20 protein-coding genes are annotated in these 20,604 nt (G+C 41.6%); 8 read left to right on the forward strand and 12 right to left on the reverse strand.

Annotation, left to right across the window (positions count from 1 at the left end; all coding sequences use genetic code 11):
* Positions 1-438 precede the first annotated feature (438 nt).
* Together K8O68_RS07410 and K8O68_RS07415 are read right to left on the reverse strand one after the other, a co-directional pair.
* On the reverse strand, positions 439-1,284 hold the full coding sequence (locus tag K8O68_RS07410; RefSeq protein ID WP_230896285.1) for a FixH family protein: 846 nt from the start codon (positions 1,282-1,284) through the stop codon (positions 439-441).
* A gap of 324 nt (positions 1,285-1,608) precedes the next feature.
* Positions 1,609-1,716: a putative holin-like toxin gene (locus tag K8O68_RS07415; RefSeq protein WP_230896286.1), complete on the reverse strand. Its 108-nt coding sequence runs from the start codon at positions 1,714-1,716 to the stop codon at positions 1,609-1,611.
* 218 nt (positions 1,717-1,934) lie between these two features.
* Here K8O68_RS07415 and K8O68_RS07420 point away from each other — a divergent pair, with 218 nt between their 5' ends.
* Positions 1,935-2,723, forward strand: coding sequence for a hypothetical protein (locus K8O68_RS07420; protein WP_230896287.1), 789 nt, complete (start codon positions 1,935-1,937; stop codon positions 2,721-2,723).
* Between the two features lie 110 nt (positions 2,724-2,833).
* Here the strand turns inward: K8O68_RS07420 and K8O68_RS07425 are convergent, their stop codons facing one another.
* The gene (locus tag K8O68_RS07425) at positions 2,834-3,607 is read right to left on the reverse strand and encodes an alpha/beta fold hydrolase (RefSeq protein ID WP_230896288.1); all 774 of its coding nucleotides are present in this window, start codon (positions 3,605-3,607) and stop codon (positions 2,834-2,836) included.
* A 152-nt stretch (positions 3,608-3,759) separates the two neighbouring features.
* On the opposite strand from K8O68_RS07425, the gene K8O68_RS07430 reads away from it, so the two are divergent.
* The 4 genes from K8O68_RS07430 to K8O68_RS07445 all read left to right on the forward strand — a co-directional run bounded on the left by K8O68_RS07430 (position 3,760) and on the right by K8O68_RS07445 (position 8,578).
* The gene (locus tag K8O68_RS07430) at positions 3,760-4,527 is read left to right on the forward strand and encodes a YqjF family protein (protein ID WP_230896289.1); all 768 of its coding nucleotides are present in this window, start codon (positions 3,760-3,762) and stop codon (positions 4,525-4,527) included.
* Positions 4,528-4,736: 209 nt separating this feature from the next.
* Positions 4,737-4,907 carry a hypothetical protein gene (locus K8O68_RS07435; protein WP_230896290.1) on the forward strand — a complete coding sequence of 57 codons (171 nt, stop codon included), beginning with the start codon at positions 4,737-4,739 and terminating at the stop codon, positions 4,905-4,907.
* Between the two features lie 192 nt (positions 4,908-5,099).
* Complete coding sequence (locus K8O68_RS07440; protein ID WP_230896291.1) at positions 5,100-6,614, forward strand: FAD-dependent oxidoreductase; 1,515 nt, start codon at positions 5,100-5,102, stop codon at positions 6,612-6,614.
* A 521-nt stretch (positions 6,615-7,135) separates the two neighbouring features.
* The gene (locus K8O68_RS07445; protein WP_230896292.1) at positions 7,136-8,578 is read left to right on the forward strand and encodes a DEAD/DEAH box helicase; all 1,443 of its coding nucleotides are present in this window, start codon (positions 7,136-7,138) and stop codon (positions 8,576-8,578) included.
* A gap of 11 nt (positions 8,579-8,589) precedes the next feature.
* Here K8O68_RS07445 and K8O68_RS07450 read toward each other — a convergent pair whose 3' ends face one another.
* Positions 8,590-9,951: an MATE family efflux transporter gene (locus K8O68_RS07450; protein WP_230896293.1), complete on the reverse strand. Its 1,362-nt coding sequence runs from the start codon at positions 9,949-9,951 to the stop codon at positions 8,590-8,592.
* A gap of 376 nt (positions 9,952-10,327) precedes the next feature.
* Between K8O68_RS07450 and K8O68_RS07455 the strand changes: the two genes are divergently transcribed.
* Positions 10,328-10,750 carry a CBS domain-containing protein gene (locus K8O68_RS07455; RefSeq protein ID WP_230896294.1) on the forward strand — a complete coding sequence of 141 codons (423 nt, stop codon included), beginning with the start codon at positions 10,328-10,330 and terminating at the stop codon, positions 10,748-10,750.
* Positions 10,751-11,031: 281 nt separating this feature from the next.
* On the opposite strand, the gene K8O68_RS07460 is transcribed toward K8O68_RS07455, so the two are convergent.
* The 3 genes from K8O68_RS07460 to K8O68_RS07470 all read right to left on the reverse strand — a co-directional run bounded on the left by K8O68_RS07460 (position 11,032) and on the right by K8O68_RS07470 (position 12,762).
* Positions 11,032-11,208, reverse strand: a complete 177-nt coding sequence (locus K8O68_RS07460) for a YjzC family protein (protein ID WP_093049246.1) — start codon at positions 11,206-11,208, stop codon at positions 11,032-11,034.
* A gap of 85 nt (positions 11,209-11,293) precedes the next feature.
* On the reverse strand, positions 11,294-11,689 hold the full coding sequence (locus tag K8O68_RS07465; protein ID WP_304618979.1) for a glucose starvation-inducible protein B: 396 nt from the start codon (positions 11,687-11,689) through the stop codon (positions 11,294-11,296).
* Between the two features lie 788 nt (positions 11,690-12,477).
* Positions 12,478-12,762 (reverse strand): hypothetical protein, encoded by a 285-nt coding sequence (locus tag K8O68_RS07470; RefSeq protein ID WP_230896295.1) that lies wholly within the window; start codon positions 12,760-12,762, stop codon positions 12,478-12,480.
* A gap of 374 nt (positions 12,763-13,136) precedes the next feature.
* Between K8O68_RS07470 and K8O68_RS07475 the strand changes: the two genes are divergently transcribed.
* Positions 13,137-13,526, forward strand: coding sequence for a DUF948 domain-containing protein (locus K8O68_RS07475; RefSeq protein WP_230896296.1), 390 nt, complete (start codon positions 13,137-13,139; stop codon positions 13,524-13,526).
* Between the two features lie 206 nt (positions 13,527-13,732).
* Here the strand turns inward: K8O68_RS07475 and rlmD are convergent, their stop codons facing one another.
* A complete protein-coding gene (gene rlmD / locus K8O68_RS07480) occupies positions 13,733-15,136 on the reverse strand; it encodes a 23S rRNA (uracil(1939)-C(5))-methyltransferase RlmD (protein WP_370640498.1) in 1,404 nt (467 codons plus the stop codon).
* A gap of 15 nt (positions 15,137-15,151) precedes the next feature.
* Positions 15,152-16,024, reverse strand: a complete 873-nt coding sequence (locus K8O68_RS07485; RefSeq protein ID WP_230896297.1) for a DNA-3-methyladenine glycosylase family protein — start codon at positions 16,022-16,024, stop codon at positions 15,152-15,154.
* A 128-nt stretch (positions 16,025-16,152) separates the two neighbouring features.
* Here K8O68_RS07485 and K8O68_RS07490 point away from each other — a divergent pair, with 128 nt between their 5' ends.
* Complete coding sequence (locus tag K8O68_RS07490; RefSeq protein ID WP_093049230.1) at positions 16,153-16,518, forward strand: GAF domain-containing protein; 366 nt, start codon at positions 16,153-16,155, stop codon at positions 16,516-16,518.
* 44 nt (positions 16,519-16,562) lie between these two features.
* Here K8O68_RS07490 and pdaA read toward each other — a convergent pair whose 3' ends face one another.
* The 3 genes from pdaA to K8O68_RS07505 all read right to left on the reverse strand — a co-directional run bounded on the left by pdaA (position 16,563) and on the right by K8O68_RS07505 (position 20,345).
* On the reverse strand, positions 16,563-17,357 hold the full coding sequence (pdaA, locus tag K8O68_RS07495; protein ID WP_230896298.1) for a delta-lactam-biosynthetic de-N-acetylase: 795 nt from the start codon (positions 17,355-17,357) through the stop codon (positions 16,563-16,565).
* Between the two features lie 553 nt (positions 17,358-17,910).
* Complete coding sequence (locus K8O68_RS07500; protein WP_230896299.1) at positions 17,911-18,639, reverse strand: hypothetical protein; 729 nt, start codon at positions 18,637-18,639, stop codon at positions 17,911-17,913.
* Between the two features lie 167 nt (positions 18,640-18,806).
* Positions 18,807-20,345: a fumarate hydratase gene (locus K8O68_RS07505; protein ID WP_230896300.1), complete on the reverse strand. Its 1,539-nt coding sequence runs from the start codon at positions 20,343-20,345 to the stop codon at positions 18,807-18,809.
* Between the last annotated feature and the right edge of the window lie 259 nt (positions 20,346-20,604).

Below are 20,604 nucleotides of genomic sequence, written 5' to 3' on the forward strand. Positions count from 1 at the left end.
GAATCACAACTTTTAACCGGAACAGCACAGAATGTTATTAGAAAAAGCTTTACTTAATATGCCGGTTCACTTTCGGCGAAGGCTTACCCAAGGGCTTGTCTTCAACTAACTTTCCCGAAGCCCTCTTCGGGAAAGTGGATTTTCAGACTTCGCTTATCCTTCGGGTGACCTCGCCTTCGTTCACCGGGATCTATATTTTAAAGTTTGTGGTACAGATTTTTTATTATTTCAGGTGGGGAGAATCTATGATTTTATTCCTTATAGTTTTTCAGATTCAGCTGCCATACGAATAAAGTTCTTTTATTAATCTGCCGGTTCACTTTCGGCGAATCCTTGCATCACAGGCATAAGTTAATCCCTGCCAAATTAAAAGCCCCTCACATTTCAAATTTGAAATGTGAGGGGCTTGCTGGCCTTTCGGGGGAATGACTTAATTCTTTACTCAACATCCACCATAAATTGAATATGTTCATGGAGTTCGTCATCTTCAAGATGGACCATCACGTGATATTCTCCAGGTTCATCAAATGAATGGATCACCTCATAGATACCTTTTTCAGTCTCCTCAGCTTCAAGCCATTCGCGGCGCTCATCACCGTGCGTCCAAACTTCAAACTGGACCTCTCCGCCTGTCCATAGGCTTTCTTCCCACTCTGCTTCTATAAGTAAAGAGGCCTCTTCCCCTGCCTGCAGCGGCTGTTCAGTTTTCAAGTCAACTGACATCGCTTCGTGAAGGTGCACATGGTCGTGCCCGCCGTCTTCATGGCTATGGCCATGATCGTTTTCTTCATTAGTGTCTCCGTGATTATGATCTCCATTATCTTCCTGGGCCTCGTTATTTCCGTCTTCTTTCCGAGGCTCCGCATCGCCCACCGCAATCTCTCCAACCGGCATCACATGCATGCCTCGGGCGGTGACGTGAGGCTGGACCATATAAATCTCTTCTTCGGTGAATTCATAAGTGACCTCATACATTCCGTCCTCACCGGGATAATCTGCTTCAATCATATCACTGTCACTTTTCTCTCCGTCAATCCACACTTCAAAAATGACTTCGCTCGCATCGTCTACTTTTTCATCGCCTTGAGTCACCAGAGCTTCAAGAGAGATTTCATCCCCGGGATCCGCTGTTTCCGGAATAATCAGCTCCACTTCAAGCTGTTCCGTATTGATATCGTTCACACTGACAGGACCATTGTTTTCACTCTCTGTCTCTGACTGGCCGCAAGCTGCCAGAATGATTGATAAACTGATTATAAAAGCGATAAACCTTACATATTTCATCACGTATCCACCCCACTATTTATACTTTTTCCTGTAAAGATAGTATTAATATGTTCAAAGTGATCATACCTAATTTTAAAGTGAAATACCATATAATAAACCAAACTTCACCTACATTTCACAACGTCTCCGGGTATTAACAGCTTTTACATCCCGATTGCCATAAAAGCTGTGTTTAATGTATAATAACAGTAACATTAGATATGCTGAAAAGACCGGGCGCGGCAACGCCCGGTCTGAGCAACCATATGCCGCGTCAACAGCGGCTGACCAACATTTTCAAGTGCTATTGGAAATAGTCACCTTTGTTTGGCTGCAGGGTGGCTATTTCTTTTTGTGCATATAGACGACAATGGTTACGAATAATGTGAGGACCGCAATCAGCACGAGACTGAACTGCGAAATTAGACTTAATGCTTCGTATGACGTCATAAGCCTCACCCCCTTTCTTAGAGGGCTCAGCCGCCACCTTGCTTTATATAGTTGCATTTCCTATTATAGCAAACGTACGTTCGCATTTCTATAAAACTATGTTCACAAATTTAAATTTAGGAATATAATCCATTGTTTTCCTTGAGTTTAATGGCTAGTGACAGATCGAAAGTATAAATAGAACAGGATAACATTTATAACAGGAAAGGTGAGTTATCATGGAGAAGGCTGTCTACAAAGTGCGGAAGCGGGCACGAAAGTTTAAAAAACTATTTGAAAAAATATCAGTTAATACGCTGCCTTGGGAAATAAACGGGACGTTTTACTTTTTAATAAGTTATTTAAAATTTTCCGATTTACAAGGAATGGCAGTTCTTTCTGATAATAAAAAAGAGGAAACAGAGAGTGATGCCAGGAAGGCTCACAAACCTCTTTTTCAATTTTACAGGCTGATGAATCATATCCACGTCACTGGAAAAGTCAGGGTTTCTATAAATGACGATTTTTTTACAGCTCCTTTAGCTTTATCCGAACAAGTAAATTCAGAAGCTCTTAAAGAAGGCCACGCTCTGATTCAGTCACTTTATAATAAACAGGCCTATTTTAAAAAACTGTACGCTGATTTCTTCGCTAAATTAGCTGAACTTCAGAAAAAAGGCCAGCCATTGACAGAAGAAGAGCTTGAACTGGCCATCCATACAAGTGCGAGCCTGGAAGTGCTCCATTATGAAATTATGAGAGAAACGGCTGAGAATACAGACTGTCTTAATCAGTGGGTTAAAGCGATGAAAGAAGAAGAACTGTGGGACAAACTTAAACAGAACCACCGGGTGTTCTATCTGCAGCTCCTTCAGAACGAGGAAAATATGCAGCACGAACTTGAAAACCTGCCTGTGGTTAAGCATAAAAATCCTGAAAAAATGCTTAAACTCACGAAAGATAAATACAGAAATTTTAAAGATGATATTAGAAAACAGGAACTTAAAGACCTGCGCTACCCCTATTAATCTCTTTCCGGCAGTGACGTCCGTCTGGTTCTCTGCCGGAAACTCCCTCCTATTAAGCCCTTCAGGCCCTTACGTTTAATCAGGGACTGTCCACGCTAAAAGGTAAAGACTTATTCTTCAAAAAACTTCTCAATGATATTTAAACAGCGTTCTTCCTCTTCAATGACGATATGGTGCCCTGAGTTTTTGAATAGAACAAATTGAGCTTCCGGTAAAATGGCTGCTGTTTCTTTACCGGCTGAAGCAGGGTTTATTCCATCATGCTTCCCTGAACAAACAAGTGTTTTGACAGTAATGCCAGAAAGCTTCTGCCTTAAATCAAATCCCCGCAGAGCTTCTGCGGCAGCGGCCGACTGACGGCGGGTTAATTTTGAAGAGCTGGCAAGACGCATAAGCTTTAATTTTTTAAAAAAAGAGGTGTCTGCTGAAAAAGCTGCTTTTCTCAAGACGAGGTACCGTTGTAAAGGAGAAGCTGTGCGGGCGTCCAGCCCTTGTTCATTTAACAGCTTTTCCACCGAAGACATGTCCCCTTTTATTTTAGGAGCAATTAGAGCCATTTTTTCAAACCGGTGAGGGTGGATAGCGGCGGCATTCATAGTTATATAGCTTCCCATCGAAAAACCAACGGCTTTTACTTTTTCATATCCTAAATAATTAACCAGTCCGATGAGATCCTTTGTATGGTCTTCAAGTGAATAAACCGCCGGCTTTTCGCTTCTCCCGTGACCGCGGCAATCGTAAGCTATCACTCTGTATTTATCCTTAAGGCCCTTCGCAAGCGGAGTCATTCCCTCTAACGATCCTCCCAGTCCGTGCAATAGAATGACCGGCTCTCCCTCCCCGTAGATTTTCACATTCAGCCGCACACCATTCACACGTATCACTAAGCTGTTCCCTCCTGTCCATAGTCGTTTTATTAATCTCTTCCTCTGTTAAATATATCTTAAGAAGATAAGCCACTAAAAGATAAAATCTGTTTTTAACCTGATAAAAACGGGCAAAGAACAGAAAACACAGTTATTAGGAGGAAGCGGCAATGAGAAAAAGAAAATGGCCCTGGATTGCCAGACAAGTTTGGGACAATTTGCTGTTCATGCACTGGCCTGTGCCTTACGAGGCTTTAAGACCTTATGTTCCTCCACCATTTGAGATTGAAACATACGATGGGCAAGCCTGGGTCAGCGTTGTGCTGTTTGAAGCAAATGGAAACGGCCCGAGAGGCATGCCCGGCCAAATCCCTTTCAGTTCGTTTCTTGAGCTGAATGTAAGAACATACGTTAATTTTAATGATGAGCCGGGAGTTTATTTTTTCTCACTGGATGCGGACAGCCCCGTAGCTGTCCGGGGGGCCAGAACAGTCTTTTCTTTACCTTATATTAAAGCGGATATGACATTTGAAAAAAATAAAGAGTGGCGGTATTTTGAAAGCCGGCGGACACACGGAGGTTATCCGGAAGCACGCTTATCAGTAAAGTACCGCCCGCTGTCTGAAAAACGTTATTACGCTGAAAGAGGTTCTCTAACAGAATGGCTTGTTGAGAGATACTGTTTATGGACGTTGAAAGGAAACAATATTTATAAAGGGCCGATTTACCACACGCCGTGGGATTTACAGGAAGCTGAAGCAGACTGGAATATGAAAGAACTGACTGACTTCACGGACCCATCCGCATTTAAAAAAGAGCCCCTCGTCCAATTCTGTGAAACTAAAAAAGTGAGATTTTATCCCTTTGAAAAATACGGAGTCGCTGAAACAAACTTTGACGAATTAAGAAATTTAAAATACAGGTCACTTAACAGATAGGCGCTTTATATATTTCTGTCCCACTTATTTAATCTGCTGACCCACACTTGGTTAAAGAAGCTCGACAATTGCGGTCAGCATACCCCGTCAAAAATAATAAGGAGGGCCGCGGGGGTTTATAATTCTGTAACAAAACACCCTCATAGGATGTTTAACTGAACGGCTTTAGGAGGAATGGGAGTAATAAACCACATGCAGGAGGGATAGATATGGCAGACAACAAGAAATCTGAAAAGGGCAACAGTGATTCACCAGAGCAGAAGTTCAAAGAAAAAGACCCTAAGCGGGATTTAGACCCTCAACGTGAAGTAGCAGATAAAGAGAAAAATAAAGATAATTCCGAGAAGAACCCTGATGACTTTGAGGGAAAGAATGATTAAGCTTACCTCAGTTTTTTCACTATTCCTTTAAGGGAAGACGGAGTGAAAGGGACTGAATTTACCTATTCAGTCCCTTTTCTATGATTAAAATGAAGGAAATATGAAGCAGTTAATGCGGAGGCATCCGAATGCTTTTCATTAGTCTGTTGAGGATTTGCATTATACTGCCATACTTAAAAAGGAGGCTACACATTGAATACTTTTCAATCTGACACAAAATCGCTGTGGAGAGATTTAGAAATGGAGAGTTTTCCCGCCCTCTCTGAAAATATGAATGCAGACGTCACCGTTATTGGCTCAGGAATTACCGGGATCACCGCCGCTTACTCTCTTGTTAAAAAAGGCTATAAAGTGGTAATGATAGAAGCCGGCAGACTCATCGAGGGAACTACAGGCCATACGACGGCTAAAATCACATCCCAGCACGGCGTAAACTATGATTACTTTATTGATACGTTTGGCGAAGATAATGCTAAACGGTACTATGAGGCGAACGAGGAAGCTTTAAAATATATTGAAAGTGTCATTAAAGAACATAATATTTCCTGTGACTTCTCCCGTCAGGATGCTTATATTTACAGCACGACTGATAAGGGGGATGAAACCTTACAGAAAGAGGCAAAAGCGTATGAAACACTTGGGATAGACGGAGGCCTCACTGACAGCATTCCGCTCCCCTTCCCTGTAACTTCTGCTCTTAAAATGAACGCGCAGGCACATTTCCATCCTGTGAAATACTTATTGCCCCTGGTAGCTTATCTAAAAGAGAACAACACCCCTATCTTTGAAAATACAAGGGCAGTCGACATAATTAAAGGGGAGCAGCCAAAAGTTCTCACTGAAAGCGGCCACTCTGTCACCTCGAAGTATGTGGTTATGGCCACTCATTATCCGTTTAAAGACTTTGAGCGAGGTTTTTTTGCCAGGCAGCATATTGAACGTTCTTATTCAATTGCCGTTAAAACAACTGACATTCCTGAGGGGATGTATATTAATGCGGAAGAACCGAAACGTTCGATAAGGTACACAATGAATGAAGAAGGTGAAAAGCTTCTCATTATCGGAGGCGAAGGGCATCCAACCGGCCAGCACGATAACCCGCTTGAGAGCTATAACAAGCTGTATTCTTATGCTGAAGAGCATTTCGGGGTCTCAGACGTTCCTTACCGCTGGTCTTCCCAGGATATTATGACGCTTGATATGATGCCTTATATTGGACCTGTCAATGACAAAGATACAAATATATTTATGGCAACCGGGTTCGCTAAATGGGGGATGACAAATGGAACGGTGGCATCCCTAATAATTTCTGACTTAATCAGCGGTAACGAGAACCGGTATGCTGACCTGTTCTCTCCGGACAGATTTCATCCGGGAGAAGATACAAAAAATGCATTAAAAGAAAATGCAAAGGTAGGAAAAGAATTTTTCAAAGGCAAGTTTAACCGAAAAGACGCTGAACTTGACGAACTTGGCCGTGGAGAAGGGGCCTTAGTCCAGGCTGATAAAGAAAAAGCCGGAGCCTACAAAGACCTGGATGGCAACCTGAACCTTGTGAAACCGACCTGTACTCATATGGGATGCGACCTTGCTTGGAACAATGCCGAAAGATCCTGGGACTGTCCTTGCCACGGTTCACGATTTGAACCAGACGGATCGGTTATTGAAGGGCCTGCAACTAAGCCTCTCGAAAAATTAGACGATTAAACCTTGAGGCTGGGAAAAGAATATGAATTATTAAAGGAAGCCGGACAAATTTGCCGTATATTTGTTCGGTTTTTCGCTTTTATACTTAAAAAAGATGAACTTTTATAAAGAATAAGGGCAGTGATTTCAGAACAGGAGCTGTTCAATCAGTTAAAATTGAATTTAATCAGCGGAATATCGTCTCTATCGGCGAAAATGGAGGTCCAATCGGCGAAAAATGATTTCTATCAGCGAAAATATGATTCAATCAGCGAAAAACAAAATCAATCGGCGAATTTACCTCTTCTATCAGTAACTTTGAATAATTATTATCTGACTCTCTCTTTAAAAAACAAATTCCCTACATTCTTTACAAAAATGCTCCACTCATAAATTAGCTTTCTTTATATCACTATTACTGGTAAATTTAACGAGCAGGTTTTTTCATAAAGTTTTTAACAGCATGTTCAAAAAGAGTAAATGATTTGAAACCTGCTTCGGAAATAATAAATAACAAAATTTAAAATAAAATGAGGGTTAAAATGAATACAGATACTTTTAATAAATTTGGATTAAGTGAAGAGATTAAACGGGCACTGGAAGATTTAAATTATCTTCATCCTACCGAGGTTCAGGAAAAAGTCATCCCTTCCGCTCTGGAAAAGAAAGATCTTGTAGTCAAATCTCAAACTGGCAGCGGAAAAACAGCCTCTTTCGGCATACCTGTCTGCGAACTGGCGGAATGGGACGAAAATAAGCCACAGGCGCTGATTCTCACACCTACCCGGGAACTTGCTGTTCAAATAAAAGAAGACATCACAAATATCGGCAGGTTTAAACGTATCAAGGCTGCGGCTCTTATCGGACAACAGCCGTTCAAAAAGCAACAGCTGGAACTAAAGCAAAAAACACATGTCGTCATCGGGACGCCGGGAAGAGTTTATGACCATATCCTGAAAGGGACTCTCCTTCTTGACAATATAAAATTCACAGTGATTGATGAAGCGGACGAAATGCTTAACATGGGATTTATTGACCAGGTGGAATCAATTATAAAAGAATTGCCTGAAAACAGAGTAACATCCCTTTATTCAGCAACAATCCCAGAAGATGTTGAAGAGCTTACCCGGAAATATATGAACAATCCTGTTGAAATCAAGGTAACAGAAACGAGTGAAACCAAGCATATTGACCATTCGTTTATCGAAGTAACTTATGAAAATAAACTGGCTGTGTTAAAAAAAATCTCAATTGTTGAAAACCCTGACAGCTGCATTATTTTCTGCAACACTCAGGAAAAAGTGGATGACGTGCTGAGCTTTTTGGATCAATCCGGGTATTCATGCCAGAAAATCCACGGCGGTATGACTCAGGGAGACCGTTTCTCTGTAATGAATGAGTTTAAGCGGGGCGAATTCCGCTACTTAATTGCCACTAATGTGGCAGCCAGAGGAATCGATATAGAGGACATTTCCCTTGTCATTAATTATGACATGCCTTATGAAACAGAGAGCTATGTGCACCGCACAGGACGCACCGGCCGCGCTGGTAAAACAGGTAAAGCGGTCACTTTATTTACGGCTGAAGAAGCCCCTGCGATCGATGAAATCGAACGTTTTACAGGCTTATCTATAAATACAGCCTGCCCTCCTTCTGAAGCAGAAGTGACTAAACATACACAAGCATTTAATGCAAAAATGAGTAAACAGGCGCCCCTCAAAAAAGACAAGAGTGCTCAGCTGAACGAAAACATCACTAAACTGTATTTTAACGGCGGGAAGCAAAAGAAGCTGAGACCTGTCGATTTCGTTGGCACCCTTACAACTATTCAGGGCATTTCAGCGGACGATATTGGCATAATAAACATTCAGGAGCGTATGACCTATATTGATATTCTGAACGGAAAAGGCCCGGCAGTTTTGCAGGAGATGAAAAACAGAACCGTTAAAGGTAAAAAATTAAAAGTTCATATAGCAAAAAAGTAACAGGCAGACACCTACCTGTTACTCTGCAACTCAATACGCCGCTGAATAATTTGCAGCCGGACGAAGAATCCGATGGCCGCACAGGTCAGACCTAAAGTGATCCCCACCCAAAGTCCGAATGGGCCTAGTGCAGTAAATGCGGCTAAATAATAGCCTGCGGGTATGCCAATTACCCAGTAAGAAGTAAAGGCGGTTATAAAGGGAACTTTCACGTCTTTATATCCCCTCAGCACCCCTTGGAGGCCGGATTGGGCGGCATCGGACAGCTGATAGACAATGGCAATGATGAAGAAGTGCCCTGCCATAATAACCACATCACGGTCTTCAGTATACAAATATGCAATTTGCTCCCGGAAGAAGTAGAGAAAAACCGCACCGACTGCCAAAAATCCGATTCCCCCTAATACCCCCAGGCGGCCGTATTGTTTAGCAGACTGCAGTCTCCCTCCCCCTACAGAAAAACCGACTACAATGGTCAATGCCATGGAGATGCTTAATGGAATCATAAAAATCAGAGAGGTAAAGCTCAGGGCGATCTGGTGGGCTGCAATCGTTACCGTTGTAAACATAACCCCCATGAGTAACGTCACAACTGAAAAGATGCTCGACTCAAAAAAGATTGACAGGCCGATTGGTATACCTATAGACAACTGTTCCTTCCATTTAACCCATGATGGTTTCATCCATGTCATAAAAAGACGGAAATGCCTGATCGCCGGTACCTTAAAAGTCATCCAGGCGCTGAAGAAGAGGATGATCCAGTACGTGGCTGCTGTCGCATAGCCGGCCCCGATCCCCCCAAGAGCCGGAAGACCAAAGTTACCGAAAATAAAACCATAGTTTAAAAGTATATTAAAAGGCACTGCAGCTATAATTATTAGCATCGTGATGCGCGTGAATCCCTGCCCGTCAAAGAAATTCCTCAGCACGCTTGCCAGGAACAGAGGAATAATTCCAAAGGCTAATCCGACTAAGTAACCGAATGAAATATGGTTAACCTCCGGTGTTAAATTCATTATCGACAAGAGAGGCTGAAGAAACAGCACTCCGCCCATTACGACTAAAAAAGCAAGGACCATAGCTAAATACATCGCCTGGGTAACGGATTCAGTAATTTTATCGCTTCTGCCGCTCCCGACGAGATGGGCGACGATCGTGGTGACGGCTAACAGGATGCCATTAATTCCAGTAAAAACAGGCATCCATAGACTGGATCCAATTGCGACCCCAGCCAGGTCGTCTGTTCCCACTCTTCCGGACATCATCGTATCTACCAGATTCATCGCAAACAAACTAACCTGTGTGACCATGATTGGCCATAATATTTTTAAAAATAACTGTACTTTTTCTTTTCTCGTATTCACATGTTCCATTGCTTTTCACCCGTATTAATTATTTCTATCTTTTTTGGCTCTGTTCCCTGCAGGCTGTTAAAAGTTTAACACTCCCGTTCTGGAATTCAGCAAAACCTGCTAAAAAAATGAGATTGAATCTATCATACCATCCAACCTGATAATTTTCTCATTGTAAGAAAATCATTCGGTACGTTTCTCGTAAATATATAAACTTTATCTGTGTGAGGATCTTATAAAAAACTACAGCTGACTTATCTGTAACCCCTATTTTATATGAGGTTAACTTGATTGAAACCCGGAAAAAATGTTTGTAATATTAACCAATTTTCAGTTTGACTCCTTATCTGTATGGTAAAAGAAGAATATACACTTTTTAAGAAAGGGTGATTTGTGAATGGCACAATTGAAAGAGTATATGACTGCAAACGTGGAGTACTGCAACTCTTACGATAACCTGGCTACTATGGCGAAAAAAATGAAAGAAGAAGATGTCGGATTCATTCCGGTAGTAGACAACGATAAATGTTCCGGTGTTGTAACAGACAGAGATATTGTAGTTAAAGGATTAGCTAAAGGCTCTCCTGAACATGTGAAAGCTCAGGATATAATGACCGAAAACATCATCACCGGCCACCCGGACATGGATGTTGAGGAAGCTGCCAAGATTATGCAGGATCACCGTATTAAAAGACTGTTAGTACTGGAAAACGACAGTGTTAAAGGTGTTGTCACTCTCGGCGACTTAGGCGTAGAGAATGCTGAACAAACTGCAGGAAATATTATAAGCGAAATTTCTAAAGGTGAAGGAAACAACTAATAAAAGCTATTAGATTTTAGAAGGAGAAAGCGGAAATCCGCTTTCTCCTTTTTTGTGCCTCTGCTGGCACACTAGTTACCGTTGAAGGACATTCTTAATCTTTTGTTCAGCCGCTAAAACCAGAATGGGTGTAAGATACGACGCACGACTTATTAACGGCTAAAAAATATGTATCTTCACAGTTTTCCGGGCACACTTGTCAGAGTTTTTTGCGACAGGTACAAATCAAAGTCCCCCTTGATAAACCTCAAAGGGGGACCAGTTTATATAAATTATTTAGCTTAAGCTTTTACCCAATAGGCCGCCTCATTTTCTCCCGGAGAAGGCGGGAATTGGTCACCTTCACTTAAATTAATTTCTGAATTATCCGTACTGGAGTTGCCGTTTACAAGCTGGTCAACTTTATAGTTTCCGCTCTCTGGCGCTTTTTCACCAGTTTTATATTGTTCGTTTGCCATCTCTAAGCACCTCCGTTATAATAATGGTGGTAGTTTGTTTGCCAGAACAAACTATCGGTTTTATTGTCTTATGCGGTCGTAATGATTAGTTGCTTGAACCATTTCCAGAGTTACGGCCGCCTTTTTTTCCAATTTTTTCATAATGCTCTTCGCCATATTTCTCGCTTGTTGTTTCTCCGCCTTTTTGGCCGATGTTCTGATAGTGCTCCTGGCCATGCTCTTCACTGGTAGCTTCTCCGCCTTTTTGGCCGATATCCTTATAGAAGTTATTACCTTGACCTTGACCTTTGCTTGTTGTTTCTCCGCCCTTTTGGCCGATGTTTTCGAAATGTTCCTGGTCATATTTTTCGCTGGTGGTTTCGCCACCTTTTTGACCAATTTTTTCGAAATGCTCTTGATCGTATTTTCTGCTGGTTTCTTCTCCGCCTTTGCGTCCTGCTTCTTCTCTGCTCATATTTCCTTGATTTTGATTGTTAGCCAATTTGAAAACCTCCTTAAATTTTGATGTTACATTACTACATATTCCAACTTGTCCTTCTCTTTAAACCGAGTTTTTCTTAAACCTCCTTTTTAAAAAATTTTAAGTTATTCTTTTAATAGATTTGTAACACTAAAAGAGGATTTCGAACCATGAAAGTAATAAAAATAAATTCAGATGGAATTTTTTGGGATCATCTTCCCTCATGATTAATTCCTGGCATCTCAGGCTTTATCTCGTTTTGTTTTTTCCACGCCCTTCTTAATCCCTATAAAAGTAAATTTAGAATAAATTTATAATAAGGCGCAGGTCTTAAAATAATCCAGCTGCTATAATAACTTACCTTACCGCTTATGATATAGCTATACTGCTTTACCAGAGTCATTCGAAAGTAAAGAAAGGGGCCGGGACACAACCAAAGACAAGTTTGTAAGAGACGAAAAATACTTTTCAAACATTTTATAACATGGGTACTTTTAGTTTTACCACATATTAAATAGCCTCTGCTTTTTGATTGAAGGACAGAAGGCGGCGACGCCCAAGGGATTGAGCGCGGTCTGAAGACCCTATTCAAATAAGCTCATTGAATTTAGCTGAAGACAAGCCCCGGGAAGCATCCGCCTGGGGGACTGATATCACTGCCATTACTATTTATCAGAGTTAATTTTTTATTAAGTACAAAAGCGAAAAACCGAACAAAAATCATAAGATTTGTTCGGCTTTCTTTATGATTACTATTCTTTTGTCCCAGCCTCTCCTCTGGTTCTTTCAGGCAGATAAGAGAAAGTCCCTTACCTGTTCATGCGTTTTGTTAAATAGTCTATGACTTGACCTTTCCCCCCTAAATCTTCACAGTTAATCTCATCAAGCTTAACTTGTTCAAGATAATCTTTATCACTCATACGGGAAACATAATCCATAAAAGGTAAAGGATAAGCTCCTTCCTCATGACATTTTTCTGAATGATATAACCATGATTTCAGCTCAATCTTTGTTCTTAATTGACATCTGCTATATGTATTGTCCACCGTTCCTCTGACTTCTTCAATGGTTGTCCAGCCAGTCTCAGAATTCACATACATTCCCCCCTTCATTTAATCACGAGCAGCAGCTAAGCCAGAATGTTATAAGAAAACCTCAGAACTTTTAGTTATAAGCGGCTTTCAGTGCAGGATATCATTTTTATAATTACTCTTCAATTTATACTTATATCGATCAGGCTGCGGCAGCTAAAGTCTTTGAACAGCTGCTTCACTCTCGGTTATAAAAGGTTTTTTGCAGGTAACAGGGAACTAAAAAAAGCCCCCTTGGGAGCTTTTTTTAGAAGTAATTCACAGTAAATGTTGATATGGAGTAGAAAAAGTGAACATTTTCATACTAATAAGTGTTGTGATAGGGAATGTCCGAACCTCCACCCTCATAGACTGAGTGAAGAAGGGAGGTGGTCTCAATGATTGCGTGGAGTGTAGGCATTGCAGCTGTTGCATTTGTTTTTCTCGTCGTATTTTTGGTTTTGACATTAAGAAAACTAATGGCAACACTGGCTGAAACAAAGAAGACGCTATCAGACGCCAGGGAATCTGTAAACAGCATTACAGATGAGGCAGAGGAGCTAATACATGAAGCCAACAAAATTTCAGTTGATGTAAAAGGAAAAATGGAATCTGTTGATCCATTAGTTGATTCGGTTCGTGATATGGGGGAGATGCTGCACAATGCAACAAGTTCAATGAAACGAACTGCTTTGAAAAAAGAAAACCGAAAAACCATTCATACACAGGAGACAGATGATACGCAGGATAAAAAGAAGATCCGTCCGGTCCGAATTAAATTGAAGTAAGTAGAAAGATTATATATGCCCCCACACTGATAAACCAATAATGCTATGAGTACTGGCACTTTTCCACATTTTAAAACTAAAAAAGTGTCAGACCCTTCTTAACTATAGGATCTGACACCTTTTGTCGTTCCATTATAGTTTACATATTACTCTTCAATCTCGACTACTCTTGTATTATCTCCTCAAGTCTTACACTTTCCTACTTTTTATTTTTTCACTAACCATGAGACACATTCAACTTGTGCCGTTTGAGGAAACATGTCTACAGGCTGAAGGCTTTTAAGTTTATAGCCTCCTTTAGAGAGTTCTTTCACATTTTTCGCTAACGTTGATGGGTTGCATGAGACATACACAATCCGTTCAGGCTTTGTTCTGAGCAGCGTGTCGATGAGTGAGGCGTCAAGTCCGGTACGAGGCGGATCTACAATGACCACATCCGCTTTCCACCCTTGCTTTTCCCATTTCGGAAGCCACATTTCTGCTTTTCCCGTTTCATACGTGGCATGATCAATTCCGTGGTTGGCAGCGTTTTTACGAGCATCGGCAATGGACTCTTGAATAATATCCATTCCGCGGAGCTCTTTCGCTTTATCTGCTACCCAGAGACCGATCGTGCCAACACCGCAGTATGCGTCCACAACATTCTCTTTTCCGCTTAAGTTTGCGGCTTTCTTTACTTCATCGTAAAGTTTTTCTGTCTGAACAGGATTCAGCTGGAAAAATGCCCTGGCAGACAAATGAAAAGTAAAGTCGCCCAGTTTTTCTTCAAGTTTTTCTTTTCCGTAAAGGACGAACGTTTCGTCACCGAAAACGAGCGATGTTTTTTCCGGATTAACATTTTGAATGACTGAAGTTACATCCGGGAGCCTCCGTTTCAGCTCCTCTAAAAATAATTCCTTCCGGGGGAATTCTTTTTCTTTTGTAACTAAAGCAAGCTGCCATTCACCTGTTTTGAATCCCGCCCTGGTAACGATTGTACGCAAAAATCCTTTATGTTTTTTTTCATTATAAACGGGGATTTTTAAATCCTGGACGATTTGTTTGACTGTTCGGGTAACCTTATTCGTCTGCGGGTGCTGGACGATACATTCCGGTATGTCAATCAGCTTATGGCTGTTGGTGCTGTAAAGCCCGGCAATCACCTTACCGTTGTGCAGTCCGGTTTGCATCTGACTTTTATTTCTGTAGTGCCACGGGTCATCCATTCCAATAGTATCCTGGAAATCAACTTTCTCAAGATTAATAGACGTATACCTCTCGAATGCCTGGCGAACGACATCTTTTTTTTCACGAAGCTGGGCGCTGTAGCTCACGTGCTGAAGCTGGCAGCCGCCGCATTCATTATAGACAGGGCACGGTGGGGTCGTCCGTTCATCGGATTTCCGCCTCACTTTTACAATTTTAGCTGTCGCGAATTTATGGGAGACCTTCACCGCTTCACAAACGACTTCTTCCCCTGGCCAGGCGCCGGGAACAAACACAACCTGTCGCTTAAAGAACCCTACTCCTTCGCCGTCGATCCCCATTCGTTTAATTGTCAAAGGGAAACGCTGGCCTTTTTTAATTTTCAGTTCAGTTTTCGGCCCGCCGGCCTTCTTCCGTTCTTTCACTCGTTACACCTCAATTTATGTTTCAATACTTTCCCACAAGTAAAGGGTTGCATATGTTCTATATGGTTTCCATTCCTTTGACTTTTCAAGCATCACCGCATGTGTGGGTTTCGCTTCCCAATTGTAATACTTTTTCATGGCATTTTGAATGCCTATATCCTGGACCGGAAAAAGATCCATCCGGCCTAATCCGAACATAAGGAAATTTTCTGCTGTCCAGGGGCCAATACCGCGGATTTTTACAAGCGATTTAATAACCTCTTCATCCGGCATCAAAGCCACTTCTTCCAAGTTAAGGTTCCCTTCTGCAAGAAGTTTAGATGTGTCTATCACATATTCGGCTTTTCGCTGGCTGAACTGTAATTCTTTCAGTTGATCCGGATGAAGCCGGCTGACAATGTCAGGTGTCGGATAAAACCATACGCCGTCTTCTTCAAAACCGAATGTTTTCACAAATCGTGATGAAAGTGTAAAAGCAAATGCCATGTTTAATTGCTGATGAATAATGAGTTTCATTAGACAGCCGTAAAGTTGAAAGTCGCAAACAAAAGGTGTGCCGCGAAACTGGTCAAATAGCCGGTTTAATTCTTTATCTCTGAAAAAATCAGCAATTTCCTCCAATGGAATATGCCAGTGGAAAAGGTGAGACAGCTGGTCAATGATCTCGTCAGCAGTCACTGAAGAGTGGGTTCCTGACTTTATATGAAAACACGGCTCTTCAAATGTGCCGGTCTGCTTCATATGAGCAACCACCGGATAACCCTTTATCCAGAGGGGAATGCGGATTTCTTCCTTCATCATATCTATGTGTAATAAAGGGTCCATTGAGAGCCTTTTTAATGCTTGGCTAAAATTGTATGGACCACTAGGCCTAATCTTCTCATCCATTGGGACACCGCCTTTCTTCCCTTCAAATGATATCATATTTCAGAGGTTTCCTTAACTTGGAATGCCTCTCCCTCCTTTGTGTCTGTTAAAATAGCAGTGAACTTGATATTCAGTAAGGAGAGATTTACATGTCTATTGCTACAGATATTGCTTCCTTGAAAATTATGTCTAAAGTATATAAGAGAAAAGAACTTCCTGAGGTTTTGCAAACGACTGCGGAATCATTAAAAGAGGATGTGCCTTATATTGACTGGGTCGGAATTTACTACTTTGAGAGACAGGAAGAAATGCGCCTTGTGGCAGCATCTAATCTGGAAGACCATCTTGAATGGGAAGCAAACGGGGAATTAAAGTTCCCACTAAAAAATTCTTCAAACGAAGCCGTAGGAATTATGGTCGTACGCAGCAAAGAAGCAATCGCTTTTGACGTCACCGATGTTTCAACATTGGAAACAATTGCTCAGGCGTTAGGCGAACTAAGCCTTGCGCATTAAAATTGGAAAGAGCTGGGGGGTCTGTCCCCCCAGCTCTTTCCAGTTTACTGAAATAATATTTCCTGCTTCAGCCGCCACTCATCCAGGCTTTTAAATGTGTAGCCCTCAGCTTTTAAATCGTCAATAACTTTCGGTAAAGCTTTGGCATTATCGCTGGAGACACTGTGAAGCAGCATCACAGCTCCCGGGTGTACCCTTTTCATGATTTTTTCATAAGCGTAATCAGCCCCTTTTTGTTTGTCTGTTTCCCAGTCTTTGTATGCGAGTGACCAAAACACATTTACATATCCCATTTCTGCTGTTTTGGCGAGAGTGCGCTCACTAAAGGTGCCTCTTGGCGGGCGAAGGTACATCATATCTGTCCGTCCTGTCGCTTTTTCATATTCTTCTTCAAGTGACCGGATTTCCCTTTCCAGTCGCTCGTCTGAAACTGCCGGCAGACTCGGATGATGGTAAGAGTGGTTTCCAACCGTATGCCCTTCATTCACCATTCGGTCAATGAGATCTGTTTCTTCTTTTAAATAATGCCCTGTAACAAAAAAAGCTGCCGGAACCTCTTTTTCTTTCAATACATCTAAAATCTCGCCTGTATATCCGTTCTCGTATCCGTTGTCGAATGTTAAATACAGCTCTTTTTCTCGTGTATCCCCGATATAAAGACCGCCGTATTTCTCAATTAACTCCTCATAAAGCGGTTCAGTTGTTGCCGGCTGGTTATTTTGTGCCGGGTTAAAGCTCCAGTTATGCTCTTTATTGCTTAACGCTTCAGCACTCGCTGCACCTTGAGGAAATAAACTTACACAAATCACTAATAATAATGTTAAAGTCACTTGTTTCATGAACGATGCCCTCGCTTTCTTTTACTTAAAGTTATTTTTTGTACAAATAACTTTTTCATACATACAAATCAGCGAGAGCGGATAACATTTATTCATAACTAATTATATCTTTTTCTTGTAACAGGGCTATTAATAAAAATCTGCCTGGAAGCACTCAAAAAAAACGAACTGAGACATAAATAAAGACAAGTTTATAAAAAACGAACAAAATTCTTTATCAGATATTTTAGAAGGTGGGTTATTTTAGTTTTACCAATTTTTAAATAGCCTCAGCTTTTTTAATTGAAGGACAGAAGGCGGCGACGCCACAGGGGTTAAGCGCAGTCTGAAGATCCAATTCAACGAAGCTTCAGGGCTGAGTTGAATTTAGCTGAAGGCAAGCCCCTGGGCAAGCGTCCGCCTGGCGGACTGAAATCACTCCTTTTCTCAAAAGAACAGCCGAACCAAATTCGAAAATTTTGTTCCGGCTGTTCTTTATGATTACTATTCTTTTGTCCAGCCCTACTGTTCATGCTAACAGTTTGGTTATTTAAAACCGCATTGTTAAACCTGTTTACTCTCCATAATTTCTAATATAATCATACATTTTATCGATGTCACTATCATTTCCATAAGCTTCAGTGACTCCCCAGATACGCCGCTCGTCTTTTTTCCCGTCACCATTAACATATATATCAAGGTCATGAATAATTCGGTGGGCATACCGGAGGGCCATCCTGTCCTCTGTTTCATAGCTGGAGCCCATCATATAAAAGTTTTGTAAATTTCTTATATCATACAGAGCTCTCGACTCTGCGAGTAAATCTTCCTGAAGAGCAGATAACCGGTCCTGAAAAGCATCAGTGTCAAAATACTTATCATTTCTTAAGCTGTGAAAGTTAATTACTTCAACTTTCCCGAATCCTACAAGGTTGTTCATTATTTCATGAAGCTCACCGATTATTTCCTTTGCTTCTTCTTTTTTTCCTTCTTTGTAGTTAATCGCATCCTTATGTTCACTCCGATCAATATAAAAATAAGTATCGGACATAAAGAATATACGTTCAGCCCCGCTCCCCTCATTCTTTTCAGAGCTTGTCCCGTTCGAACTCTTCTGATCCCCTGAATTATTATCATTATCCATTTCATTTTCCTCTGTCGCTCGGTCACTTTCCATTTCGGCATTTTCAGCTGCTTCCTTATCCTCGGAACTGGCCAATTGAGGAAACTCTACAACACTGTAAATCAGCGCTATGACAATAAGCAACCCTGCTGGAACGGCATAAAGCATGATCTTCTTCATTGATTGTTCATCCCCTCCCCTGTTTACCTCTTGTTAAAAGATTACCCGAGATAATCAGGCAAAACAAGGTTAAAAATACATTTTTTACTAAAAACCTATTGTAACACTTGCATTAATAACCAAAAAATAAAAGGACCCGCCTGTCTCGGCGAATCCTTGTGTGAGTATTAAACAAATACTTTATCTCTATACTGGGAAAGACGCTCTAGTGATGTTTTATCTACATCTTTGTGAAGGCTGTTTCCATGGGCATCCATGGTCACGATCGCTGCAAAACCTTCAACCTTTAAGTGCCACATCGCTTCAGGGATGCCAAATTCCATGAGGTCGACTCCTTCAACACTTTTTATACAGTCAGCATAATACTGGGCTGCTCCACCTATAGCGTTCAAGTAAACACCTCCGTGCTCCTCAAGCGCTTTAAGAGTTTTTGGTCCCATACCGCCTTTACCGATTACTGCTCTTATCCCGAATTTTTTCATAATGTCTCCCTGGTAAGGCTCTTCGCGAATACTTGTCGTAGGCCCGGCTGCTTTCACAGACCAGTTTCCAGCTTTGTCTTTCAGCATGACAGGTCCGCAGTGGTAAATAATTTGGCCGTCCAAATCTATTGGCGCCTCATTTTCCATTAAATGGTGGTGGATAGCGTCTCTGCCGGTATGAAGCATTCCATTTATAATAACGACATCGCCTACTTTTAATTCTCTAATTTGCTCTTCAGTGACAGGAGCTTCCAATACAACTTCTTTCGCTTCATTCTTATCCTCCTGAGACTCCGGCGCTTCCTCAGGCTGGAAAGTCACTTTTTCACCATCTTTGTAAAGCCAGGACTGGATCGCTCCTGTTTCAGCATTCAGCTGTACGCCAAGACGCCTGAACGCCCAGCAGTTATAAGCGACAGATACGAAAAAACTGGCTGGAAGACGATTAGAAGATCCGATTTTACAGCCGAGAAGAGTCGCTTCTCCGCCGAAACCCATCGTTCCAATCCCCAAAGTGTTAGCTTTTTCCATAATATATTCTTCCAGTTCGGCAAGTCTTTCATTTCCATTAAGATCATTCACATCTCTGAAAAGCTGCTCTTTTGCAAGCTGATAACTGGAAATGCGGTCGCCGCCTATGCCCACTCCTAAAAACCCTGCGCTGCATCCCTGGCCCTGCGCCTGGTAAACAGAGTGAAGAATACATTTTCTTATGCCGTCCAAGTCACGTCCGGCTCGGCCCAGCCCTTCAATTTCTGCCGGCAGGCTGTATTGAATATTTTTATTTTCACACCCTCCGCCTTTCATAATCAGGCGGATATCTATGTAGTCTTTTTCCCATTGTTCAAAGTGAATAATTGGTGTTCCAGGCCCAATGTTGTCTCCACTGTTTTCACCTGTAAGAGAATCAACAGAGTTTGGCCGCAACTTGCCGTCTTTTGTTGCCAGTCTGACTGCTTCATGAATGTCTTTTTTCATTTCAACCTGATTTACATTGACGGGAACTTTCACTTCGAAAGTAAGCATCCCTGTATCCTGGCAGATTGGAGAGACGTTTGTATCCGCCATTTCAATGTTATCCGTTATAGTAGCAAGCGAGAGTGCTGCCCGAGTCCCCTCATTCTCTTTTTCTTTAGCTTTCTGAATAGCCCTTCTGACGTCATGAGGCAAGTTGGTCGATGTTTCCACAACTAATTCATACATACTTCTGCGAAGATTTTCCATTCGGTTGACACTCCTTCAATTTTTTGAATCTTCTCTATTATACTACGAAAGCCTTTACATTTGAGTGTCCGGGTAAAAATTCTAGTATTTTCATTTGCAGCATAGTCAGTTTTCTTATACACCGCCCCCTTTTTTGAAAAAAAGTAAGTATCCGCCCGTAAAACGGGCGGTTTTAATTTCGCCCTATAAGGGCACTTTACCAACTTAGCCTCTAAAGAGGCCTCTTAATTGACCGCCAACCGTTTATCTCTCTCTATTT

Source organism: Salipaludibacillus sp. CUR1 (assembly GCF_021028955.1).
GTDB lineage: Bacteria > Bacillota > Bacilli > Bacillales > Salisediminibacteriaceae > Salipaludibacillus.